This is a genomic window from Cardiobacterium sp. Marseille-Q4385 (genome assembly GCF_916618745.1).
Taxonomy (GTDB): Bacteria; Pseudomonadota; Gammaproteobacteria; order Cardiobacteriales; family Cardiobacteriaceae; genus Cardiobacterium.
Genome location: NZ_OU745373.1, coordinates 1,419,163 through 1,440,323, shown reverse-complemented (window position 1 = coordinate 1,440,323; position 21,161 = coordinate 1,419,163). Strand labels below are relative to the sequence as shown.

Annotated in this window: 18 protein-coding genes; 6 read left to right on the top strand and 12 right to left on the bottom strand. The window is 61.1% G+C overall.

What is annotated here, in order from left to right:
* Position 1 precedes the first annotated feature (1 nt).
* The 6 genes from LG374_RS07045 to LG374_RS07020 form a co-directional block, all read right to left on the bottom strand.
* Positions 2-640, bottom strand: a complete 639-nt coding sequence (locus LG374_RS07045; protein WP_225757025.1) for a thermonuclease family protein — start codon at positions 638-640, stop codon at positions 2-4.
* Positions 630-968: an integration host factor subunit beta gene (locus LG374_RS07040; protein ID WP_225758008.1), complete on the bottom strand. Its 339-nt coding sequence runs from the start codon at positions 966-968 to the stop codon at positions 630-632. Before LG374_RS07040 ends, LG374_RS07045 begins: the two co-directional genes overlap by 11 nt.
* Before the next feature lie 86 nt (positions 969-1,054).
* Positions 1,055-2,725 (bottom strand): 30S ribosomal protein S1, encoded by a 1,671-nt coding sequence (rpsA, locus tag LG374_RS07035; protein WP_115612539.1) that lies wholly within the window; start codon positions 2,723-2,725, stop codon positions 1,055-1,057.
* A 24-nt stretch (positions 2,726-2,749) separates the two neighbouring features.
* Positions 2,750-3,424, bottom strand: coding sequence for a (d)CMP kinase (gene cmk / locus LG374_RS07030; protein WP_225757024.1), 675 nt, complete (start codon positions 3,422-3,424; stop codon positions 2,750-2,752).
* Positions 3,417-4,736 (bottom strand): 3-phosphoshikimate 1-carboxyvinyltransferase, encoded by a 1,320-nt coding sequence (gene aroA, locus LG374_RS07025; protein ID WP_225757023.1) that lies wholly within the window; start codon positions 4,734-4,736, stop codon positions 3,417-3,419. The genes cmk and aroA overlap by 8 nt, the downstream gene beginning before the upstream one ends.
* A gap of 92 nt (positions 4,737-4,828) precedes the next feature.
* Positions 4,829-5,737, bottom strand: a complete 909-nt coding sequence (locus tag LG374_RS07020) for a cation diffusion facilitator family transporter (protein WP_225757022.1) — start codon at positions 5,735-5,737, stop codon at positions 4,829-4,831.
* Positions 5,738-6,091: 354 nt separating this feature from the next.
* Here LG374_RS07020 and LG374_RS07015 point away from each other — a divergent pair, with 354 nt between their 5' ends.
* A complete protein-coding gene (locus tag LG374_RS07015) occupies positions 6,092-7,282 on the top strand; it encodes an NRAMP family divalent metal transporter (RefSeq protein WP_370639333.1) in 1,191 nt (396 codons plus the stop codon).
* 57 nt (positions 7,283-7,339) lie between these two features.
* Here the strand turns inward: LG374_RS07015 and LG374_RS07010 are convergent, their stop codons facing one another.
* The 4 genes from LG374_RS07010 to LG374_RS06995 all read right to left on the bottom strand — a co-directional run bounded on the left by LG374_RS07010 (position 7,340) and on the right by LG374_RS06995 (position 11,858).
* Complete coding sequence (locus LG374_RS07010) at positions 7,340-8,452, bottom strand: mevalonate kinase (protein WP_225757020.1); 1,113 nt, start codon at positions 8,450-8,452, stop codon at positions 7,340-7,342.
* Between the two features lie 55 nt (positions 8,453-8,507).
* Entirely contained in the window at positions 8,508-9,662 is a 1,155-nt protein-coding gene (locus LG374_RS07005; RefSeq protein ID WP_225757019.1) for a hydroxymethylglutaryl-CoA synthase, read from the bottom strand.
* A gap of 127 nt (positions 9,663-9,789) precedes the next feature.
* On the bottom strand, positions 9,790-10,815 hold the full coding sequence (gene fni, locus LG374_RS07000; RefSeq protein WP_225757018.1) for a type 2 isopentenyl-diphosphate Delta-isomerase: 1,026 nt from the start codon (positions 10,813-10,815) through the stop codon (positions 9,790-9,792).
* Positions 10,812-11,858, bottom strand: coding sequence for a hydroxymethylglutaryl-CoA reductase (locus tag LG374_RS06995; protein WP_225757017.1), 1,047 nt, complete (start codon positions 11,856-11,858; stop codon positions 10,812-10,814). Before LG374_RS06995 ends, fni begins: the two co-directional genes overlap by 4 nt.
* A gap of 314 nt (positions 11,859-12,172) precedes the next feature.
* Here LG374_RS06995 and LG374_RS06990 point away from each other — a divergent pair, with 314 nt between their 5' ends.
* From LG374_RS06990 to sstT, 3 genes are all read left to right on the top strand, one after another.
* Complete coding sequence (locus tag LG374_RS06990) at positions 12,173-13,213, top strand: hypothetical protein (RefSeq protein WP_225757016.1); 1,041 nt, start codon at positions 12,173-12,175, stop codon at positions 13,211-13,213.
* 148 nt (positions 13,214-13,361) lie between these two features.
* Positions 13,362-15,206, top strand: coding sequence for an ABC transporter ATP-binding protein (locus LG374_RS06985; RefSeq protein WP_225757015.1), 1,845 nt, complete (start codon positions 13,362-13,364; stop codon positions 15,204-15,206).
* A 320-nt stretch (positions 15,207-15,526) separates the two neighbouring features.
* Entirely contained in the window at positions 15,527-16,786 is a 1,260-nt protein-coding gene (gene sstT / locus LG374_RS06980) for a serine/threonine transporter SstT (protein ID WP_225757014.1), read from the top strand.
* A 32-nt stretch (positions 16,787-16,818) separates the two neighbouring features.
* Here sstT and LG374_RS06975 read toward each other — a convergent pair whose 3' ends face one another.
* On the bottom strand, positions 16,819-17,067 hold the full coding sequence (locus tag LG374_RS06975) for a hypothetical protein (protein ID WP_225757013.1): 249 nt from the start codon (positions 17,065-17,067) through the stop codon (positions 16,819-16,821).
* Positions 17,068-17,084: 17 nt separating this feature from the next.
* Here LG374_RS06975 and pbpC point away from each other — a divergent pair, with 17 nt between their 5' ends.
* Positions 17,085-19,076 (top strand): penicillin-binding protein 1C, encoded by a 1,992-nt coding sequence (gene pbpC / locus LG374_RS06970; protein WP_225757012.1) that lies wholly within the window; start codon positions 17,085-17,087, stop codon positions 19,074-19,076.
* Between the two features lie 152 nt (positions 19,077-19,228).
* Here the strand turns inward: pbpC and LG374_RS06965 are convergent, their stop codons facing one another.
* The gene (locus tag LG374_RS06965; RefSeq protein WP_006986300.1) at positions 19,229-19,693 is read right to left on the bottom strand and encodes an S-ribosylhomocysteine lyase; all 465 of its coding nucleotides are present in this window, start codon (positions 19,691-19,693) and stop codon (positions 19,229-19,231) included.
* Positions 19,694-19,797: 104 nt separating this feature from the next.
* Here LG374_RS06965 and yegQ point away from each other — a divergent pair, with 104 nt between their 5' ends.
* Positions 19,798-21,138, top strand: coding sequence for a tRNA 5-hydroxyuridine modification protein YegQ (gene yegQ / locus LG374_RS06960; protein ID WP_225757011.1), 1,341 nt, complete (start codon positions 19,798-19,800; stop codon positions 21,136-21,138).
* Positions 21,139-21,161 lie beyond the last annotated feature (23 nt).

Below are 21,161 nucleotides of genomic sequence, written 5' to 3'. Positions count from 1 at the left end.
TTCAGAGGTGGTGGCGACGCCAGATTTTCGGGTTGATGGGCTGCTGGTTTTTGCCTTTGTGCCAGAAGCCACGCCGTGCTGCGCGAGCATTTTTCTCCGCCTGCTTATAGGCAGCGGGGGTATCTTTGCTATCGTAGGCGAAGGCGTAGCCCTCTTCGACCATTTGCAGGTTGATGTTGCGGCCGTACACAAACAGGGTGCCAAGGCTGCGCTGGTAGTAGTCGGGCCCAAGATAGTGCATATCGAAGTTTTGCCCGAGACGCTTGCCGAGTTCGCGTTTGGATTCTTCGCCGAAGGGTTTTTGCCCCATTTCCGGCGCGTCGATACCGGCAAGGCGGATGCGGATTTCCTGTTGGCCTTTTTGCCCGTTGCAGCGGGCGGTGACGGTGTCGCCGTCGTAGATTTTTTTCAGTGCACAGCGGTAGGTTTGGCCATTTTGTCCGTGAAAGACGTCATGACCGCCGCTGTCGTTGCTGCGGCCTTCTTTATGTGGCCAAGCGGCGAAGGCGAGCATGATGACACCGCTCAAAACCAAAATGATGAGTTTGTCGAGGGTCTTCTTGCCACGCAGGAAGGATGTGAACAGCGCCGCGAGGCGGCGCTGTTGTTGTTTGTTTAGTGGTGTGCGTTTACGCGTCATTTTCGTCCACCCGTTCGCGCAGTTCTTTGCCGGCGCGGAAGTAGGGGATGGATTTGGCCGGAACCTCGACGGAGTCGCCGGTTTTGGGGTTGCGTCCGGTGCGTGCCTCACGGTAGTGCAGGGAAAAGCTGCCGAAACCACGGATTTCGACGCGATCGCCTTTTTCCAGGCTTTGGCAGATTTTTTCGATGATCAGTTTGACGGTTTCTTCGACATCCTGACTGCGCAGTTGCGGATAGCGCATACAGAGGCGCTCAATCAGTTCCGATTTGGTCATGTTCGCTCCATTGCGTTTTTTGTGGTGTCGCCTCGGGGCGGCCTGGTGAATGCTGTTGTGGATAAACCGCAGCCTGCTAGCTGCGGGATGTAAAGACGGTTTGCCGCCGCTGACGCGGCGGCAAAGGATTGACGTTTTTAGTTGTCGTTATTGCCCAGCTCTTTGAAGATGTCGCCGAGCGAGGTGCCGCCGTGGTTTTCTTTACGGGTGTAATCCTGGATGACGGCTTTTTCGTCCGCCACGTCTTTGGCGCGGATGGACAGGTTGAGGGTTTTGTGTTTGCGGTCAACGCTGATGACTTTCGCCTCGATTTCGTCGCCGACGGAGAGCAGTTTGCTCAGGTCTTCGACGCGTTCGATAGCAGCTTCACTGGCTTTGAGGATGCCGTTGATGTCGTCGCTCAGCTTGATGACGGCTTGACGCTCATCTACTTCACTCACGGTACCCTTGACGACGCTGCCACGGCCGTTAGCGGAGGCGAAGGCGGCGAAGGTATCCTGGCTGAGTTGTTTGACGCCCAGCGAGATGCGTTCGCGTTCGGCATCAATGGCGAGGATGATGGCTTCGACTTCTTGACCTTTTTGGTAGTGGCGTACGGCTTCTTCGCCGTTTTCGTCCCAAGAGAGGTCGGAGAGGTGGATGAGGCCGTCGATGCCGCCTTCCAGACCGATGAAGACGCCGAAGTCGGTGATGGATTTGATTTGACCCTTGACGTGGTCACCCTTGTTGAATTTGCGGTCAAATTCTTGCCACGGGTTCGGCTGGCACTGTTTCATGCCGAGCGAGATGCGGCGGCGTTCCGGGTCGATTTCGAGGATCATGACATCCACTTCCTGACCGACGGCGACGAATTTGCGCGGGTTGACGTTCTTGTTGGTCCAGTCCATTTCGGAGACGTGGACGAGGCCTTCAACGCCGTCTTCGATTTCCACGAAGGCACCGTAGTCAGCGATGTTGGTGACTTTGCCACGGGTTTGGCTGTTGACCGGGTAACGTTCGGCGATGTCACCCCACGGGTCGGAGCCGAGCTGTTTCAGACCGAGGGAGACGCGGGCGCGTTCGCGGTCGAATTTGAGGACTTTGACTTCGACTTCATCGCCGATGTTGACCACTTCGGACGGGTATTTGATGCGTTTCCACGCCATATCCGTGATGTGCAGCAGGCCGTCGACACCACCGATATCGAGGAAAGCGCCGTAGTCGGTGAGGTTTTTGACCACTGCCTTGACGACATCACCTTCTTGCAGGTTTTTCAGGACTTCATCACGCTCGGCCTTGTATTCGTTTTCGAGAACGGCACGGCGGGAAATAACGATGTTGTTGCGTTTTTGATCGAGTTTGATGATTTTGAAGTCGATTTCTTTGCCTTCGCTGAGAGCGGGGTCTTTGACCGGGCGGACATCGACCAGAGAACCAGGCAGGAATGCCTTGACACCTTCGACATCGACGGTGAAGCCGCCTTTGACGCGGCCGGAGATGATGCCGGTGATGGTTTCGCTGTCGTTGAATTTCTGTTCCAACACTTCCCAGGTGCGGATGCGTTGGGCTTTTTCGTGCGAGATTTTGGTTTCGCCGAAACCGTCTTCCAGCGCTTCCAGGGCGACTTCAACGCTGTCACCGACGGCGACGGTGAGGTTGCCGTTTTCATCGGTGAACTGGCTGGCGGGGATGAAGCCCTCGGATTTAAGTCCGGCGTTCAGGACGACGAAGTCTTTGTTGATTTGTACGACTTCGGCCTTGATGATGGAGCCGGGTTTGAGTTCGGCGGTTTCGATGCTTTTTTCAAAAAGCTCAGCAAATGATTCCATAGAGTTCTCTGGTTGATAAAAGGGTTAGGAAAAAGAAAAACGTGCGGCAATTTCCTTGGAAACTTGCTGGTGCACGTCCTGAATCGACAGTTCGCCCGTGTCGATGATCACCGCGTCCGAAGCTGGTTTGAGCGGGGCTACGCTGCGGGTTTGGTCGCGCTTGTCGCGCTCGACAATCTCTGCGTAGATGTCGCGCACATTAACACATTCTCCCTTTGCTAACAACTGCTTATGGCGCCGCTCGGCGCGGATTTCGCTGGATGCGGTCAGGAAAAACTTGAGCGGTGCGGTGGGGAAAACGACCGTGCCCATATCGCGGCCATCGGCAACGAGCGGCGCCTCACCGGCGAAATGGCGCTGATAATCCAGCAGGGCGGCGCGCACTTCCGGATAAGCGGCGATTTTCGAGGCGGCATTGCCGCAGCGCTCGCTGCGCAATTCGTTGCCGACGGGTTCGCCATTTAATAGCACCGTGCAGCCGTCCGCATCCAGGCGGAAATCTATCTGTAAATCTGTAGTAAGTGCGGCAATCTCTGCCGCTGCCGCATCCGCCTTGCCTGCCGCCAGCGCGCGCAGCGCCAACAGGCGGTAAAGCGCGCCGCTATCAAGATAGGCCCAGCCCAGTTCGCGGGCGAGGTTCTGGCACAGCGTGCCCTTGCCGACCCCGCTTGGGCCGTCCACGGTGATGACCTTACGCATGGCTTTCCTCAATCTGCATGCCAACCCCTTGTGCCAGCGCGCGGAACGTCGGGAACGACGTGGCAACGTTGGCGCAATCCAAAATCTCAACCGGTGCGGCGGCGCGCAGGGCGGCGACGGCGAAGCTCATTGCAATGCGGTGATCGCCATGGCTTGCCACCTGACCGCCCGTAAACGCCGTACCGGCTTTGCCGCGAATACGCATGGTGTCTTCACCCGCTTCGCAATTCACGCCCAGAGCACGCAGCCCAGCCGTCATGACTGCAAGACGGTCGCTTTCCTTGACGCGCAATTCGTGCAGCGCGCTGGCCCGCGTCTCGCCTTCGGCGCAGGCGGCAGCGATAAAAATAATCGGGAACTCGTCAATGGCAATCGGCACCAGCGCCTCGTCAATGGTAATGCCGTGCAGACGTGAAGCGCGCACGCGCAAATCGGCGACCGGTTCGCCGCCCGCTTCACGCGGGTTTGCCACGGTGATGTCGCCGCCCATGGCGCGCAGAATCTCGACGACCGCCGCGCGGGTCGGGTTCATGCCGACGTTTTCCAGCAGCAACTCGCCCTCAGGCGCAATCAGCGCCGCGACAAGGAAAAATGCCGCTGACGACACATCGCCCGGCACGACCACATCGCGCGCGGTCAAACGCTGTCCGCCGCGAATCGCCAGCGTCGCGCCGTTCTGCTGCACCTCCACGCCGAAACCGCGCAGCATCCGCTCGCTGTGGTCGCGGCTGATGCCGGTTTCCGTGATGAACGTCGTGCCCTCGGCGTATAACCCCGCGAACAGCAGCGCAGACTTCAACTGCGCGCTGGCGACCGGCAACGTGTAACGGATGCCGTGCAGTGGTTTGCCGTGAATCGCGAGCGGCGCCGTGCCACGTTCGCTGGTTGCAATCTCCGCGCCCATCAGCGCCAGCGGCTCGGTCACGCGGCGCATCGGCCGCTGCATCAGCGATGCGTCGCCAATCAGCTCGCTGGCAAACGGCTGCCCGGCCAGCACCCCCGCCATGAGACGCATACTGGTGCCGCTGTTGCCGACATCCAGCGGGGCGGTGGGGGCACGCAAGCCATGCAGACCGGCGCCATGCACCGTCACCCGACCCTCGCCGTGATGCTCAATGGCAACGCCCATCGCCTGAAAGGCGCGCATGGTGGCGAGGCAGTCCTCGCCTTCAAGAAAACCGCTGATATGCGTGGTGCCATCGGCGAGCGCGCCGAGCATGATAGCGCGGTGGGAAATGGATTTGTCGCCGGGCACGCGCACCGTGCCGGATAGCGACGGCGCAGGGTGGCTGCGCCAGATGATGTTTGTCATGTTTTCTCCTCGTTGTAAAGCGGGCATCTTATAGTGGGGTCTGCGTGAAATCCATGCGGCCTGCCTGCGGGAAAAAGTCTTTTTTCAAATGCTTATACCTCAGCACGACCAGGATTTTCGGACGCGGGCGGCGGGCAGGAGTGGCTGCCATTGCATTCGATGAAGACGCGGCTGAGGCGGGCTTCTGCGGCGGCGAGGCGGGCGCGCAGGCGTTCCTTCATCACGCACAAGCTGGCGACGGTCAGGGTTTCATCCACCCGCAGGCACAAATCGACGACGAAGGCGCTACCCATCTTGCGCACCAAACATTCCTGCACCGCCTGCACCGTTTCTTCCTGCTCTGCCGCTGCGATGATGCGCTGCCGCAGGTCGCCGAAGCGGTCTTCATCCATGATGTCGGCCAGCGCCGGGCGGAAGATACACCAGGCGTTGTAAAAGATGATCGCGGCAGCGACCAGTGCCGCCCAGTCGTCGGCACTTTCCCAGCCTTTGCCCATAACAAGCGACACCGTGATACCGAAAAAGGCGGCCAGCGAAGTCAGCGCATCGCTGCGGTGGTGCCAGGCCTCTGCTTCCAGGGCGCCGCTGCCCGCTTCGTCGCTTTTTCGGCGGAATAGGCGGAACAGCCCCTCTTTCACCACCACTACCGCGAGCAGCACAACGAGGGTAAAGGGCGCGGGCACTTTATGCGGGGTAATGATGTGGACGATGCTTTTGTAGGCAATGATGCCTGCCGAAGCGAGGAGGAAGGCAACGGTGATGAAGGTGGTGAGCGATTCCGCCCGCCCGTGGCCGTAAGGATGGTTGGCATCGGGCGGGCGACCGGCGAGGCGCAGGCCGAAATAGAGCAGCAGTGAAGAAAAGATGTCGGTGGTGGATTCGATAGCGTCCGCAATCAGCGCGTAAGAATTACCGAGAATCCCCGCCGTGCCCTTGATAAGGACGAGGACGGCGTTGCCGAGCACGCCGAGCAGTACCAGTCTGGCGGCGGGCGCGCTCATTGCCCCGCCTCGCATGTTGCTGTAACCATAAAACCTCCGGAAAAACGCGGCGCAGTATAGTGGAAGCGTGGGGGTGCAGCATGTTTCCGCTGCCGTAGTGGCAAGTAACGGTCCTATTCTGCGATATAGGGAATATTCCTTCTATTTACCGCTTTACAGGGCATTTCCTCTCTATTTTGAGAGAAATGTGACAATTTCTGGCAATAAACCTGGAAAAAGCAGTTGCTTCCGCTACAATGCGCGCTTTTTCCACAGGAGGTTGTTTTGACTACCCAGACGCTTTCCCCCGCATTGCAAATTTCTTCTACTTCTACCTGGCGTAGCCGCCTGCACGCCCTCGGCCCCGGCATTCTCATGGCCTCCGCCGCCATCGGCGGCTCGCACCTGGTCGCCTCTACCCAGGCAGGGGCGCGGTTCGGCTGGCAGCTGGCGCTGATCATCGTCCTGACCAATCTTTTTAAGTACCCGTTTTTCCGTTTCAGCGCGCATTACACGCTGGATAGCGGCAAAAGCCTGATCGAAGGCTATGCCGAAAAAAGCCGCGCCTACCTGTGGGTGTTCCTGGTGATGTGCTTCCTTTCTTCCACCATCAGCGCAGCCGCCGTGGCGCTGCTCACAGCGGTAATCGTCAAGACAGCGCTACCCAGCCTGCCGCTGTCGGTCAATATGTGGTCGGTGCTGCTCATCGCTTCCTGCGTGTTCATCCTTTTCATGGGACGCTACAAAGCGCTTGATACCTTGTCGAAGATCATCGTCGTCAGCCTCAGCATCACCACCGTCATTGCGGCGGGCATCGCTGCCTCGAAAGGGATGCAGATAAAGGCGGATTTCGTCGAACCCTCGCCGTGGACGCTCGCCGCCCTGCCCTTCATCATCGCCCTGATGGGCTGGATGCCGGCGCCGATCGAGATTTCCGCCATCAACTCGCTGTGGCTCACCGCCAAGCAACGCCACAATCCGGCGAACTACCGCGACGGCATGTTTGATTTCAACGTCGGCTTTATCACCAGTGCTGTGCTGGCGCTGTTTTTCCTCGCTCTCGGTGCATTCGTGCAATACGGCAACGGCGAAGCGGTGCAAATGGGGGGCGGCAAATACGTCGGGCAGCTCATCAATATGTATGCGGTGACGATTGGCGACTGGTCGCGACCGCTGGTGGCCTTCATCGCTTTCGCCTGCATGTATGGCACGACGATCACCGTTATCGACGGTTATCCGCGCGCGATTGCCGAAGCGACGCGCTTGGTGCGCGGCAAGCCGTTCTTCCGCACACGCGAACTGTTTGCCTGGATCCTCTGGGTTTCCATCTCTGCTGTGGCGCTGATTCTGTGGTTCCAGGGGGCGCTCGGCGAGTTGCTGCGCTTCGCCATGATCACCGCCTTCCTCGCTGCGCCGGTCTTCGCCTGGCTCAATTACGGGCTGGTACGGCAAGATAAAAAACACCGCCTTTCTGCTTCCATGAACGTGTTGGCGCTGGTTGGCCTGGTCTATCTCTTCGGCTTCGCGCTGCTCTTCATCCTCAATGAAACGGGTGTGCTGGCATAAGGGCATGACAGCAAGACAAAAAAGCGGGCAGCAAGCCCGCTTTTTTCGTGCCGCCGTTCAGCTCGGAACCGCTGCCAGCGGGGCGGGCGCGGTGACGGTACCGTCATTGGGCAGGATATGCGCGCCGCGCGGGGCAATGTGCAGTGCGTCCCAGGTTAGGGTCGGTTGAGCGGCAAGCAGGGCGGGGATGGCCTGCGGATTGGGGTGGTAGGCGAGGATGATGCCGCCGCCCGTGCCGCGATGCGCGCCCGCGCCGCTGATTTTTGCCGCACCGCCTGCTGCTTCAATGGCAGCGATGAGTGCGGCGGCGGGCGCAGGGACGGTGCCGATGTGTTGCAGCAGGCGGTGGTTTTCGCGCAGGGCGGGACGCGGGTCGGCACTGGCGGTGAGCGCGTCTTGCAAAGCAATGGTCGTGTCGGCAAAGCGCTGCCACAGCGCCGTATCGTTGCCGTGCTGCTGGCGCACATAGGCGACGCATTCGCCGGTGCTGACGATGGGAATGCCGGAAAGTATCCAGTACCAGCCGCTGCCAAGGTTGGCGGCAAGCGGTGTCGGTGTGCCGTCGCGCAGGATGTGCAGGCCGCCATAGACGGTGGCGGTGGCGTCGATGGCGCTGCCTTTACCGTGTTGCAGGCGTTCGCAGAAGCGGACACGCTCGAAGCGCTGCTGGTCGCTCATCGGGCGGCCAAGCAGGTGTTCGTAGAGGACGAGGGTGGCGGCGATGGCGGCGGCGGAGGAGCCCATGCCCGCGCCGAGCGGCAGTTCGCTGTGGCTGCTGAGGCGGCCAGGCACGGGCAGGCGGCTGCCCGCGCTGAAACCGGGCAGCGGCAGGTGGCGCAGCAGGGTGGCGAGGCTGTAGATGACGAGGTCATCCGGGCGGCGCAGGATGTTTTGCACGGCGCGCTCGCCCCGGTCGTATTGCTCGAAGCGGCGGTCAAGTTCGTCTTTGAGACGGTGCAGCGCGGCAGTGCGGTAGTGTTTGCCGGCGGAGATGCCGGCGAGGGCGGTGCGGATGGTGCGGCTGCGGTGGATGGGGGCGAAACCGATGGTGGTGTAGCGCGTGATGGCGCAGACGATGGCGGGCGCGCCATAGACGACGGCGTGTTCGCCGCTGAGGATGATTTTGCCGGGAGCGCGGGCGCGGGTGAGGGGGTCGTCGTAGTCGTTCATGGTCATCTGGTCACCGTTCACATGGGAAACCCCGTTTTATCCCGCTTGGCGGGTTTCAGACGCTTGCCGGGCCGTCGTAGTAACGGCGGTGGTTTTTGATGGCGGCGAGGCGGTAGGGGGCGGGGTTGTCGTGCGGCATTTCCGCATCGCTTGCGCCATCCGGAGCGTGCCAGTAATCAAGGTAGGTGGGGTAGTCGATTTCTCGGCGCGCGGCGAGCAGGGCGCGGTGCGCGTCGCAGCGGCGGTGCGCCTGGTAATCGGCGCTGATAGTGGCGGCGAGGTATTCGCCGGTGCAGCCGGAGCCGTAGCTGAAGAGGCCGACGGTTTTGCCGGCAAGATCGTCGCGGTTGTCGAGCAGGGCGGCGAGGCTGGTGTAGAGCGAGGCAGTGTAGCTGTTGCCGGTGTCGCGGCTATAGATCAGGCCGGGGGCAAGGGTGGCGTCTTCAGCGCGGGTGTCGTTGATGCGGGCGAGGTGGGCGTGCGCCTTGATGCCCATTTTGTTGAAGGGCAGGTGGTAGCAATAGGCGACGTGGGCGTCGTAGGGCAGGCCGCCCTTGGCGCGGTAGTCCTGCCAGGCGTGTTCGAGGGCTTTCAGGTAGGCGAGCGTTGAGTATTTGCCGTCCACCAGCGGGGTTTTGCGGTAGTTCGGCCGCCAGAAGTCCATGATGTCTTCGCTGTACAGGCCGCTTTCCGAGGCGATGGTGGCGAGGCGCGGCTCGGCGCTGATGAGCATGGCGACGGCGGCGGCGCCTTGGGTCGGCTCGGCGGGGCCGTTCAGGTCGTATCGGGCGATGTCGGAGGCGAGGATGAGGACTTTGCGCGCAGGCTGGCGGGCGATAAGGGCGCAGGCGAATTGCAGGGCAGCGGTGGCGCTGTAGCAGGCCTGTTTGAGTTCGACGGTGCGGCTGTTGGCGGGAAGGTTGAGCAGGCGGTGCACGCTGACGGCGGCGGATTTGGCCTGGTCCACACTGCTTTCGGTGGCGAAGAGGACGGTGTCGATGCCGTCCGTGCCGCAGTCACGCAGGATGGGGGCGGCGGCGTTTGCGGCCATGCTGATGATGTCTTCGTCGTGCGGGGGGATGCTCATCCGCTCCTGACCGATGCCGAGGCGGTATTTGTCCGGGTCAATATGATGCTGGGCGGCGAGGGTAGCGAGCTCAAGGTAGTAGTGCGGGGTGTAGAAGCTGAGTTGGTCGATGCCGATGTTCATATGGGTATGGCTCGCGTGATGTTTTTTTGAGATTTTGGTGGGAAAGCCCGCCGGAGCGCGGCAGCGCGCGGATTATAGCATGGGGGTTTCTTCACATTGTGAAACGGCAGGACGCAAAGCTGCGCCGTTACGGGCTTAGTAGCAGGGCATGGTTGTCGCGCAGGGCGGCATTGTCGCGGCAGCCGAGGAGGAAAAGCGCGGTACGGTATTCACGTTCGAGGCGGTGGATGGCGGCGATAACGGCGGCAGTGCTTTCTTGCGCGGCGGCGAGGAAGGGCGCGGCGATGCCGCAAAGTTCGGCGCCGAGGAGGATGGCTTTGGCCATGTCGATGCCGCTTCTGATGCCGCCGCTGGCTATCAGGGTCACGTCAGGATGGGCGGCGCGGTTAAGGCGCAGTGCTTCGACGGTGCTGAGTCCCCAGTCCTGGAAGGTGAGGCCGAGGGTATCGGCAGGGTCACGGCGGCGGTGGTGTTCGATGCGGCTCCATGAGGTGCCGCCACGTCCAGCGAGGTCGTAGTAACGCACGCCGACCTGTTTGCCAAGGGTGATGTCGGCAGGCGAGAGGCCGCTCCCGACTTCCTTGAGCAGCACGGGCACGGGCGTTTCGCGCACGATGGTGGCGATTTTGGCGGCCAGGTCGCGGTAGTCGGTGTCGCCTTCGGGTTGCACGGCTTCTTGCAGGGGGTTGAGGTGCAGGTAGAGGCCGTCGGCGGCCAGTGTTTCCACGGCGCGGCGGGCGTGGCTGCTGTCAAAGCCGTAGTTGAGCTGCACGGCGCCAAGATTGGCGATGAGGACGGCGTCGGGGGCAACGTCGCGCAGACGGAAGCTGGCTTCTGCCGCCACTTCGCTGAACTGGACGCGCTGCGAGCCGACGGCCATCGCTACGCCGCAGGTTTCGGCAGCAGCGGCGAGGTTGTGGTTGATGCGCTGTATTTCCGGGTCGTCGCCGCCGGTCATGGAGGAGATGAGGAGCGGCAGGCGCAGGGTTTTGCCGAGGAAGGGGCAACGGGTGTCGATGTCGGCGAGCGCGAGTTGCGGCAGGGCGCGGTGCGTCAGGCGCAGGGCGGCAAAGCCGCTGCCGCCACGCTCGATGGCGGGGTCTTGCGCGAGAGCGTCAAGGTGTTCACGTTTGCGACGGCCTATGGTGCTCATGCGCGGCGTTCCAGAGCAAGATGGGCGCGCATCAGTTCGCCGGGGTTGGTCTGCGCGGCAAGCAGCGACAGTTCGCCGCAGAGGACGGTGGCAGCGCAGATGGCGGCGAGGCGACGCGCGTTCTCGCCGGCAGGGCGGTCTTCGCGGCAGCCGAGGGCATGCAGGTGCGCTTCGACGGCGTCATTGCCGCCACCTTTGCCGTTGCCGACGCTGCCGATGATGAGGTTCGGCAGGGTGCAGCTGAAATAGAGGTCGTCGCCGCGTGTTTCGGTGTGGACGATGCCTTGCGAGCCTTCGATGATGTTTGCCGCGTCCTGACCGGTGGCGAGGTAGAAGGCGAGGAGGATATTGGCGAAGTGGGCGTTCGCGCTACGGATGCTGCCGGCAAGCGCCCCGCCGATGTGGTTTTTGCGCAGGTTCAGCGCGCAGATTTTTTCTGGCGTGGTGCGCAGCATCCGCTCGCAGAGGCGGCGCGGGATGGTGATTTCGGCGATGATGTTTTTGCCACGGCCAAGAATGCCGTTCACCGCGCTGGCTTTTTTGTCAGTGCAGTAGTTGGCGGAGATCGAACCGTAGGCGAGTTCGGGATGGGCGGCGAGGAGGTGGGAAAGCACGGCATCGGCGGCTTTGGTTACCATGTTGTGCCCGGAGGCGTCGCCGGTCGCGCATTCGAGGCGGAGATAGAGCAGGTTACCGACGATTTGGTGGTGCAGGTCGAGCAGGCGGGCGAAGCGACCAGTGGCGGCGACGACGGCGGCGAGTTCGTCACGCGTGGCGAGGATTTGTTGTAGGGCGGTATAGGCGGTTGCGGCATCGGGCGCTTCGAGCAGGATGCTGCGCGCCATGCGGTCGTCAATCAGGGTACAGCGCACGCCGCCGCAGTGTTCGGCGACTTTCGCGCCGCGCGCGGTAGAGGGCCAAAGCGGGGTTTCGTAGGTGGCGAGCGGGACGCGGACGGTGTCGTTCAAGGCGTTGCCGCGGATGGTAAGCGATCCGATCCATTGGGTCGGGATGGGGGTGATGTGGGTCTCTTGGCGGGGCATATTTTGCTGGTTTTACAGGAATTTCCGGCGCAGCAGTATAGCACGCGGGCTTTTTTCTTGATGAAGCGGCAGGGAAGGCGGTTTTTATAGACCACACACGACAACCCGTTCCTGTTAACGAATTGCCCAATAATCGGACGTAATCATTCAAACCAAAGGCCGATAATTCTGGTTTTTGAGAGGACACTTTCGGGATTTGCTTCACATCCCGTCCGGCGGCAGCAGCCATAGCGATTTGTTATGCTTGACGACAACGATGCAGCGAAATATCCATGCCGCCCGTTCATACCATCGCATCATTTAAGGAGAGATTTATGCGCCCCGTAAAGCGTCCACCGATTAACCCGCCTAACACTTATGCATGGAAATATGGCCCTGGCCGTACCATGGAAACCTATCTTGGCTATCAGATGCTGGCTTATGTCGGCATTATCCCTCTTGCCGAGTATCTGTTTTCCCTGCAATTCGCCGGAATATCGCCGCAAGCTTATCTGCTTGTTCAATTCTTTATCCTCTTACTACTCTGTGCCGGCAGCTTCGCCGTGCCACCATTGCTGAATTATCTGGCGCGTTATCCTTTTACCAGGATGAATGCGGTGCGCGACGCCTTGCTGGCATATAGCAAAAAGGAAATAGACGATGAAGACGAGCGCGAGGCGTATTTGCAGGAAATAGCGCTGAATGGTTATGTACCGCCTGCGGCGCGGCAGCAGTATGCAATGGCGGTGATTATCTGTTTGTTGTTGTGCCAATTATTCATTATCAGCGTCTGGATGCAGGACGGCATTTTGATATGGCGCCCCGCTTGGGTGGACGGCATTATCGACTGGATGCGGGCGCATACCGGGGCATGGGATAAAGAGCGGTGGCAGATGCTTTTTTATATTGACCGCAGGGATACGGTGTTTGCCAAGATATTTCCCAATGATCATGCTTTTCTCGCTTCCCCTTTTGCTGACAGTCAGCTCTTTTTTCATGTGATATTGCTCTGCATGCACCCGGTCTTTATCGTCTGTTTTTATCTATGGCTTTCGCGCATTCTGGATTATTTAGGTTTCGTAAAAATTGATCCGCGTTATATCGATAGTGTTGCCGATTTTTTCAAATCATTCTTTTGGTTCCTACCCTTACTATTTTTCCTGATAGGGAGCGCCATGAATCTTGTATCAATACCATCTTTACCAACTGATAATTGGATTGTGGACATCCGGTACTGGAATAAAAGGGTAGGAGAATTATTGGTAGGATATCTCTTGCTGACAACTTCTCTAAAATTTATCTTCGGCTGGTATTATTTCTTTGCCCGCCCGTTTTTGCCAGAAAGAGATGATGAAGATTTTGATGATGAAGACTAAGGAGATTGCCGTGCCTTTCCATCCGTTTTTTCTTTATGTGCTTTGCCAATCCGTTTTGTGCCATTTCCTGAGCGAGCGGGATGTACCGTGCCGGAGCCCCGCAACCGCCGCGCTATAATCCCCAGCTTTCTTCACCACCGAGGTTTTCATGTTTGCCAAAATCGAGCAACGCACGTCGCCATTCCCGCCCGACTGGTCGCAGGCACCGCCGCAGCGGCTCTTTGCCTTTATCCGTTATTACTGTCGCGGTTTTTATGCGCCGCTCGTCATCATCATGCTGGCAGGCATCGGCGTGGCCGTGCTGGAAGTGCTGCTGTTCGGCTTTATCGGCGACATCGTCAACTGGCTCGGCGCGCGCTCGCCCGACACGCTGTTGCAGGAGGAAGGCTGGCGTCTTGCCGGCATGGCACTCGTGGTGCTGGTGCTGCTGCCGCTCTGCAATCTCGTCGGCACTGTCGCGCGTAACCAGATGATTATGGGCAACATGCCGATGGCGGTGCGCTGGCGGATGCACAACTATCTGCTGGGGCAGAGTCTCAGTTTTTATCAGGACGAGTTTTCCGGCCGCGTCTCGGCGAAGGTGATGCAGACGGCGCTAGCGGTGCGCGCTGTCGCTACCAGCTGCATGGACGTGATGGTTTATGTTGTCGCCTACTTCTTTTCCATCATCGCGCTGATGGCCAGTCAGCACTGGGCGATGCTGGTGCTGATGCTGGTGTGGGTCGTCGCCTATATCGCCCTCATCAGCCACTTCCTGCCGCGCCTGAAACGCATCGCCGAGGAACAGGCGGATGCACGCTCGACCATGACCGGCCGCGTCACCGACGCCTACACCAATATCGCCACCGTCAAACTCTTCGCGCACACGCGGCGCGAGGCGGACTACGCGCGCGGCGCCATGCGCGAATTTCTCGGCACCGTGTACCGTCAGTTCCGCATGGTCTCGACGCTGGATATCTGCCTCTTCACCCTCAACTACACGCTCTTCTTCCTGATTGGCGCGGTCGGCATCACCCTGTGGATGCACGGCGCGCTCAGTGTCGGCGCGATAGCAGTCGCGGGCAGCCTCGCCCTGCGCTTAAACGGCATGTCCACCTGGGTGATGTGGGAAATCGGCGGCCTCTCGGAAAACATCGGCACCGTTACCGACGGCATGGCGATGATGACCCGCCCCATCGCCGTACAAGACCGCCCGGATTGCGAAGAACTGGAAGTCACGCGCGGCGAAATCGCCTTCGACCGCGTTAGCTTCGGCTACCACCAGGACGACATGAAAAAGCCGCACATCCTGCACGACCTCTCGCTCAACATCCGTCCCGGCGAAAAAATCGGCCTGGTCGGACGCAGCGGCGCGGGCAAATCGACCCTGGTCAACACCCTCTTGCGCTTCTACGACCTGGACGGCGGCGAAATCCGCATCGACGGGCAGAACATCGCCGCTGTCAGCCAGGACAGCCTGCGCCGCCACATCGCCATGGTGACGCAGGACACCTCGCTGCTGCACCGCTCAGTGCGCGACAACATCCTCTACGGTCGCCCGGACGCGACAGAAGAAGAACTGCAACGCGCCATCGAACAGGCGGAAGCGGGCGACTTCATCGCCGGCCTCTCCGACAGCTACGGTAACACCGGACTGGATGCGCAAGTCGGCGAACGTGGCGTCAAACTCTCCGGCGGGCAGCGGCAGCGTATCGCCATTGCCCGCGTCCTGCTCAAAGACGCGCCCATCCTGATTCTCGACGAAGCCACCTCGGCGCTGGATAGCGAAGTAGAAGCGGCCATCCAGGCCAGCCTGAACCGCCTGATGACAGGGAAAACGGTGATTGCCATCGCGCACCGCCTTTCCACCATCGCGGCAATGGACCGCCTCATCATCCTTGACGGCGGCCGCATCGTCGAACAGGGCAGCCACGACGAACTGCTGCAAAAAAACGGCATTTATGCGCAACTGTGGGCGCGGCAGACCGGCGGCTATCTCGGCGAAGCGGAATAAACACGAAACGGCGGGCAGCCGCCGTTTTTTTAGGTCGCTTGGCGGCAACGGTATAGTTAAACATCTAAAAAATCGTAACGGCGTTGCGCCGCCTTGCCGTACTACCTGTACTGTCTGCGGCGGCGCGCCTTGTTACGCTTTTTTATCTATTCAACTATATTTATCCCGCTTGACGCGTCCCCGAGCACCTGCCGGATAGCGCAACGCGTGGGAAGCGGAAGCGACGGCAAAACGCCGCTACCCACCACGAAACAGCCCGGAGCGCGCGTGAAAAACAGGTAATATATCCGCCCTTTCAACCACCCAAGGAAACCTTAATCATGCGTGACCTCCTCCGCTGGCTCGGGCGCAGCCTCGTTCGCCAAATCATCATCGCCATGCTGCTTGGCATCATCATCGGCCGCATCCTCATGCAAACCGGGACGCCGCAGCCCGATGGCACCTACATCGTCCCTGCCGCCGAATACTTCCAGATCCTCGGCGAGTTCTTCACCAAAGCCTTGCGCGCTGTCGCCCCCATCCTCGTCTTTATTCTCATCACCCACGCCATTTCCCGCCACCGCCAGGGGCAGGCGCGCGGCCTGAAAAGCATCATCGGCCTCTACATCGTCGGAACCTTCGCCGCCGCTGCCATCGCCGTTTTTGCGAGTACCCTCTTCCCGACCGAACTCTACCTGCAAAACGCCGAAGATACCGCCACCGCACCGGAAAACCTCAAAGCCGTGCTCACCGCGCTGCTTTTCAAAATGACCGACAACCCGGTGAACGCCACCGTGCAGGGCAACTACATCGGCATCCTCACCTGGGCCATCCTCGGCGGTATCGCCCTGCGCCACGCCAGCGACACCAGCAAAATTGCCCTCGACGACGCCGCCCGCGTCATCCACTACATCGTCGGCATCGTCATCCGCATCGCGCCCTACGGTGTCTTCGGTCTTGTTACCGCCACCGTCGCCACCACCGGATTCTCCACCTTCGCCACCTACGCCCGTCTTATCGCCGTCCTCCTCGGCAGCATGGCCGTGGTTGCGCTCATCGTGAACCCGCTCCTTGTCTGGATCATGCTGCGCAAAAACCCCTACCCGCTCGTCTGGCGCTGCCTTATCCAGAGCGGCATTCCCGCCTTCTTCACCCGCAGCTCGGCGGCGAACATCCCGATTAACCTCAACCTGAGCGAACAGCTCGGCCTGCGCGAACAAACCTACAGCATCAGCATCCCGCTTGGCGCGAACATCAACATGGCAGGCGCAGCCATCACCATCGCCGTCCTCTCACTCGCCGCTGCGCACACCCTGCACGTCCCCGTGCACCCCCTGAACGCACTCATCCTCTGCTTCCTCGCCACACTCGGTGCGGCAGGCGCCTCCGGCGTACCGGGTGGCTCGCTGATGCTCATCCCGATGGCCTGCTCGCTGCTCGGCATCGACGGCCAGACCTCGGCGCAAGTCATCGCCATCGGCGTGCTCATCGGCGTCATCCAGGACAGCGCCGAAACCGCGCTCAACTCCTCCTCGGACGTGATCTTCACCGCCGCCGCCGATCTTGCCGACCGGCGCAAAAATGGCGCCACCGCGTCATAAAAAAAAAGCCCCGCCAAACGGCGGGGTTTTCCTTAAAAACCGGCTTCCTTTAACGCCCGCTGCAACTGCGCAAACGCGTGCTCGCGCAAAATGCGGAATTGCGCCTCGTCAATCTCGCCGTTAGCGAGCTGACATTCCAGCGAAAACATAATCCGCTCAAAAGCCGCTTCCGCTGCCGCGCGCGCTTCCAGGCGCCCCTGCACACCACGCGCACGCCGCCAGTCGCGGCCAATCTTCCACACCACAAAAGCGACCAGCGCAAACCACAACAAAAATTTCATATCGACCTCGCAAACCAATGAAGCGCACCATTTTCCACATAATCCTCGGCCTTTGCCTGACAACCTTACTCGCCCTCCTCACCCTGCTGCGTCTCGACCGAGCCTATCCGCCTGACATCCGCGCCTGCACCGACTACTCGCCCGTCGTCCATGACCGCCACGGCGCCGTGCTGCACAGCTACCTCACCGCCGATGGCAAACGCCGCCTGCCGCCAGGCGCCCTGCCCGACACCTACCAAAAACTCCTGCTCAACTACGAAGACCGCCGCTACTACGCGCATCACGGCATCGAAATCCGCGCCATCCTGCGTGCCCTGTGGCAAAACCTGCACGGACGGCGCACCGTCTCCGGCGCCTCCACCCTCACCATGCAGGCAGCGCGCCTCAACTACCACACCGCGCACGACCTCGGCGGCAAAATCAAACAAAGCCTGCGCGCCCTGCAACTCGAATACCACTACGACAAAGCGACCATCCTCAACTGCTACGCCACCCTCGCGCCGATGGGCGGCAACCTCGAAGGCATCCGCGCCGGCGCCTGGTACTACTTCGGCAAAGCCCCGGCTGAACTCTCCACCAGCGAAACTGCCTGGCTCATCGCCCTGCCACAATCGCCGAACCGCCTTGCCGACCCCGTCCGCGCCCGCGCCGCTCGCGACCGCATCCTCGACAGCGCCGCCGCGCGCGGCATCATCAGCCAGGAAACCCTGCAGAACGCCAAACGCGAACCGCTGCACCCCGCGCCACACCCCTTCCCGCAACACGCGCCGCACTACGCCGCCCTCGCCCTGAAACGCGGCGAACACCGCACCACCCTCGACCGCAGCCTGCAAAGCCAGCTCGAAACCACCCTCAGCGCCGCCCTCGAACAACGCCCGCCGCGCAGCAACCTCGCCGCCCTCATCCTCGACAACACCAGCGGCGAAACCCGCGCCTACCTCGGCAGCGCGGCGTATCACAACAAAGAACGCCTCGGCGCGAACGACCTGCTCACCGCCATCCGCTCGCCCGGCAGCACCCTGAAACCCTACATCACCCTCTACGCGCTGGACCGCTACCGCATGCACCCGCAGACCCTCATCGACGACACCCCGCTTGAAGGCAGCTACAACCCGGCGAACTACGACCAACAATACCTGGGCCGCATCACCCTCGCCGAAGCCCTGCAAAAATCGCGCAACACCCCGGCGGTGCGCCTGCTATCCCGCATCGGTGCCGATACCCTGGCGAGCTGGCTCGAAGAAAACGGCCTGCCGCTCGCCACCCTCGACAACAGCCCGCCCAACCTCACCCTGGCCCTCGGCGGCGTCGGCATCCGCGCCACCGACCTCGCCGGCCTCTACCGCAAACTCGCCAACTGCACCTACCGCCCCGAACTGCCTGCGCCGCTTGCCAGCCAGCGCGCCTGCCTGCAAACCAGCCAAATCCTGCAAAAAGTCGGCGACAGCCGGGGCGCGCTCACCTATGGCGCCGAGCCCGTCGCCCTGAAAACCGGCACCGCCTACGGCTGGCGCGACCTGTGGGCAATCGCCTACACCCGCGACTACACCGTGCTGCTCTGGGCAGGCCGCGCCGACGGCGGCTACAGCGACCAGCGCGCCAGCGTCGATGCCCTCATCCCCATCATGCGGCAAATCATCGCCTTCCTGCCCAACCCGCCACGCCGCTACACCGCGCCGAAAGCCGCCTGGAACACCAAAGGCGACACCGGCGCGCCGCCGCCCGCGCCCGTCCTGCGCATCACCGCGCCGGTGGACGGCGCCATCATCGAAAACCGGGGTCAGGCCATCACCCTGCAAACCAACGGCAACAACCCGCCCTACCTGTGGCTGGTCAACCGCGAACTGCTGGGACAGAGCCACACCCCGCAAACTCTGTGGCAGCCGGAAGGCGACGGCGACTACGACATCGAAACCACCGACCGCGTCGGCAATCACGCCCGCATCCACATCCGCCTGCAAAGCCCGCAGCAAAAACCGGCGACGGTAAAACTGCAACCGGCACCATGACGGCGCGCCAAGCGGGATAAATGCAGGGGTTACGTAGGGTGGGCCTTGGCCCACCGCAAAACTGGGCTCACCAGGCAGAATAAAAAAGCCCTTCCTGTCGGGGAAGGGCTTTATCGTTGCCGGGGCAGTATCCGGTGCGGGAACCCGCCGTCTCAGGCGAAGATCGTTTCCCACTCGCTGCGCTTGTCAAGCAGCTTGCGCGCCAGTTCCTTCGCACCTTCCAGGCTGTGGCTGGCCGCCCAGCCGCATTGCACCGGATTGCAGGCGGGGACTTCCGTCGCTTCCAGCACGTCGCGCAGGGTCTTTTCAATCAAATCCAGCGCCGTTTGATACTCCGGCTCGTTCAGAAGCGACACATAGAAGCCCGTCTGGCAGCCCATCGGCGAAATATCGACCACATGGCCGTTGTGATTGCGCGACAGCTCCGCCATCAGGTGTTCCAGCGAGTGCAGTGCGGGCATTTCCATGTGCTCCTGATTCGGCTGGCAGATGCGCAGGTCGTATTTGAAAATCACGTCGCCGTGTTCGCCCTGTTTCTTGTCGGCGAGGCGCAGATAAGGGGCTTTCACCTTGGTGTGGTCGAGGTTAAAACTCTCGACATTCATGCGTTTTTGCATAACAACTCCTGCATTTATTCAGTAGAAAAGGGGCGGCCATTGTGCCACAGACCCCGCAGGCGGGCCGCTATAATGCGCGCTTTTTCCATACCCACCGAGAACTTATGCGACACACCGAACTCCTCGCCCCAGCCGGCTCCCTGAAAACCATGCGCTACGCCTTCGCCTACGGCGCGGATGCCGTCTATGCGGGCGCAGCGCGTTACTCCCTGCGCATGCGCGGCAACGAGTTCAACGACGAAAACCTGCAAACCGGCATCAACGAGGCGCACGCGCTGGGCAAGCAGTTCTACCTCACCGTGAACGCCATGCCGCACAACTACAAACTGCAAACCGCCATCCGCGACCTTAGTCCCTCGCTCAAAGCGGGGCCGGACGCCTGCATCATGTCCGACCCCGGCCTCATCATGCTGGTCAAGGACGCCTTCCCCGACATGCCCATCCACCTCTCCGTGCAGGCAAACAGCATGAACTGGGCCAGCGTCAAATTCTGGGCAAAAAACGGCATCAGCCGCATCATCCTCTCGCGCGAACTCTCGCTGGACGAAATCCGCGAAATCCGCGAACGCTGCCCGGACATCGAGCTGGAAGTCTTCGTGCATGGTGCCTTGTGCATCGCCTACTCCGGCCGCTGCCTGCTCTCCGGCTACTTCAACAACCGCGACCCCAACCAGGGCGTATGCACCAACGCCTGCCGCTGGCAATACAAAACGCACGGCGCCACCGAAGAAAGCGAGGGCGAATTCATCCCCACGCCCGACCGCATCTTCTCCCCCGACGCGCTGCAAGGGCTGACCGACCCGCAAGAGCGCCACCCGCTCGCCGACCGTACCTACTACCTCGAAGAAACGAACCGCCCCGGTGAATACATGGAAATCACCGAAGACGAACACGGCACCTACATCATGAACAGCCGCGACCTGCGCGCCATCGAGCACGTCGGCGAACTGGTAAAAATCGGCGTGGACTGCCTGAAAATCGAAGGCCGCACCAAATCCTTCTACTACGCGGCACGCACCGCGCAACTCTACCGCCGCGCCATTGACGACGCCCTTGCTGGCCGCCCCTTCGATCCTGGTCTCAGCGACAGCCTCGAAGGGCTTGCCAACCGTGGCTATACCGACGGCTTCTTTGTGCGTCGGCAAATCAAGGCGCAGCAAAACTACGCCACCGGTTCATCGAACGCCGCCACGCAGCAATTCGTCGGCGAAGTCATCGCCTTTGACGCGGCAACAGGACTTGCCACGATTGAAGCGAAAAACCACTTCGCCAGCGGCGACAGCATCGAACTCATCCAGCCGGGCGGCAACCGCCATCTCACCCTCGGCGAACTGCGCGACGTGAGCAGCGGCGAGATCGTACCGGCAGCGAAAGGCAGCGGCTGGCGGGTGCAAACTGACCTCGGCGTGGTCGATACCTATACCCTGCTGGCGAAGCATTTGTGATAACAAGTGGCGTTACGTGATGT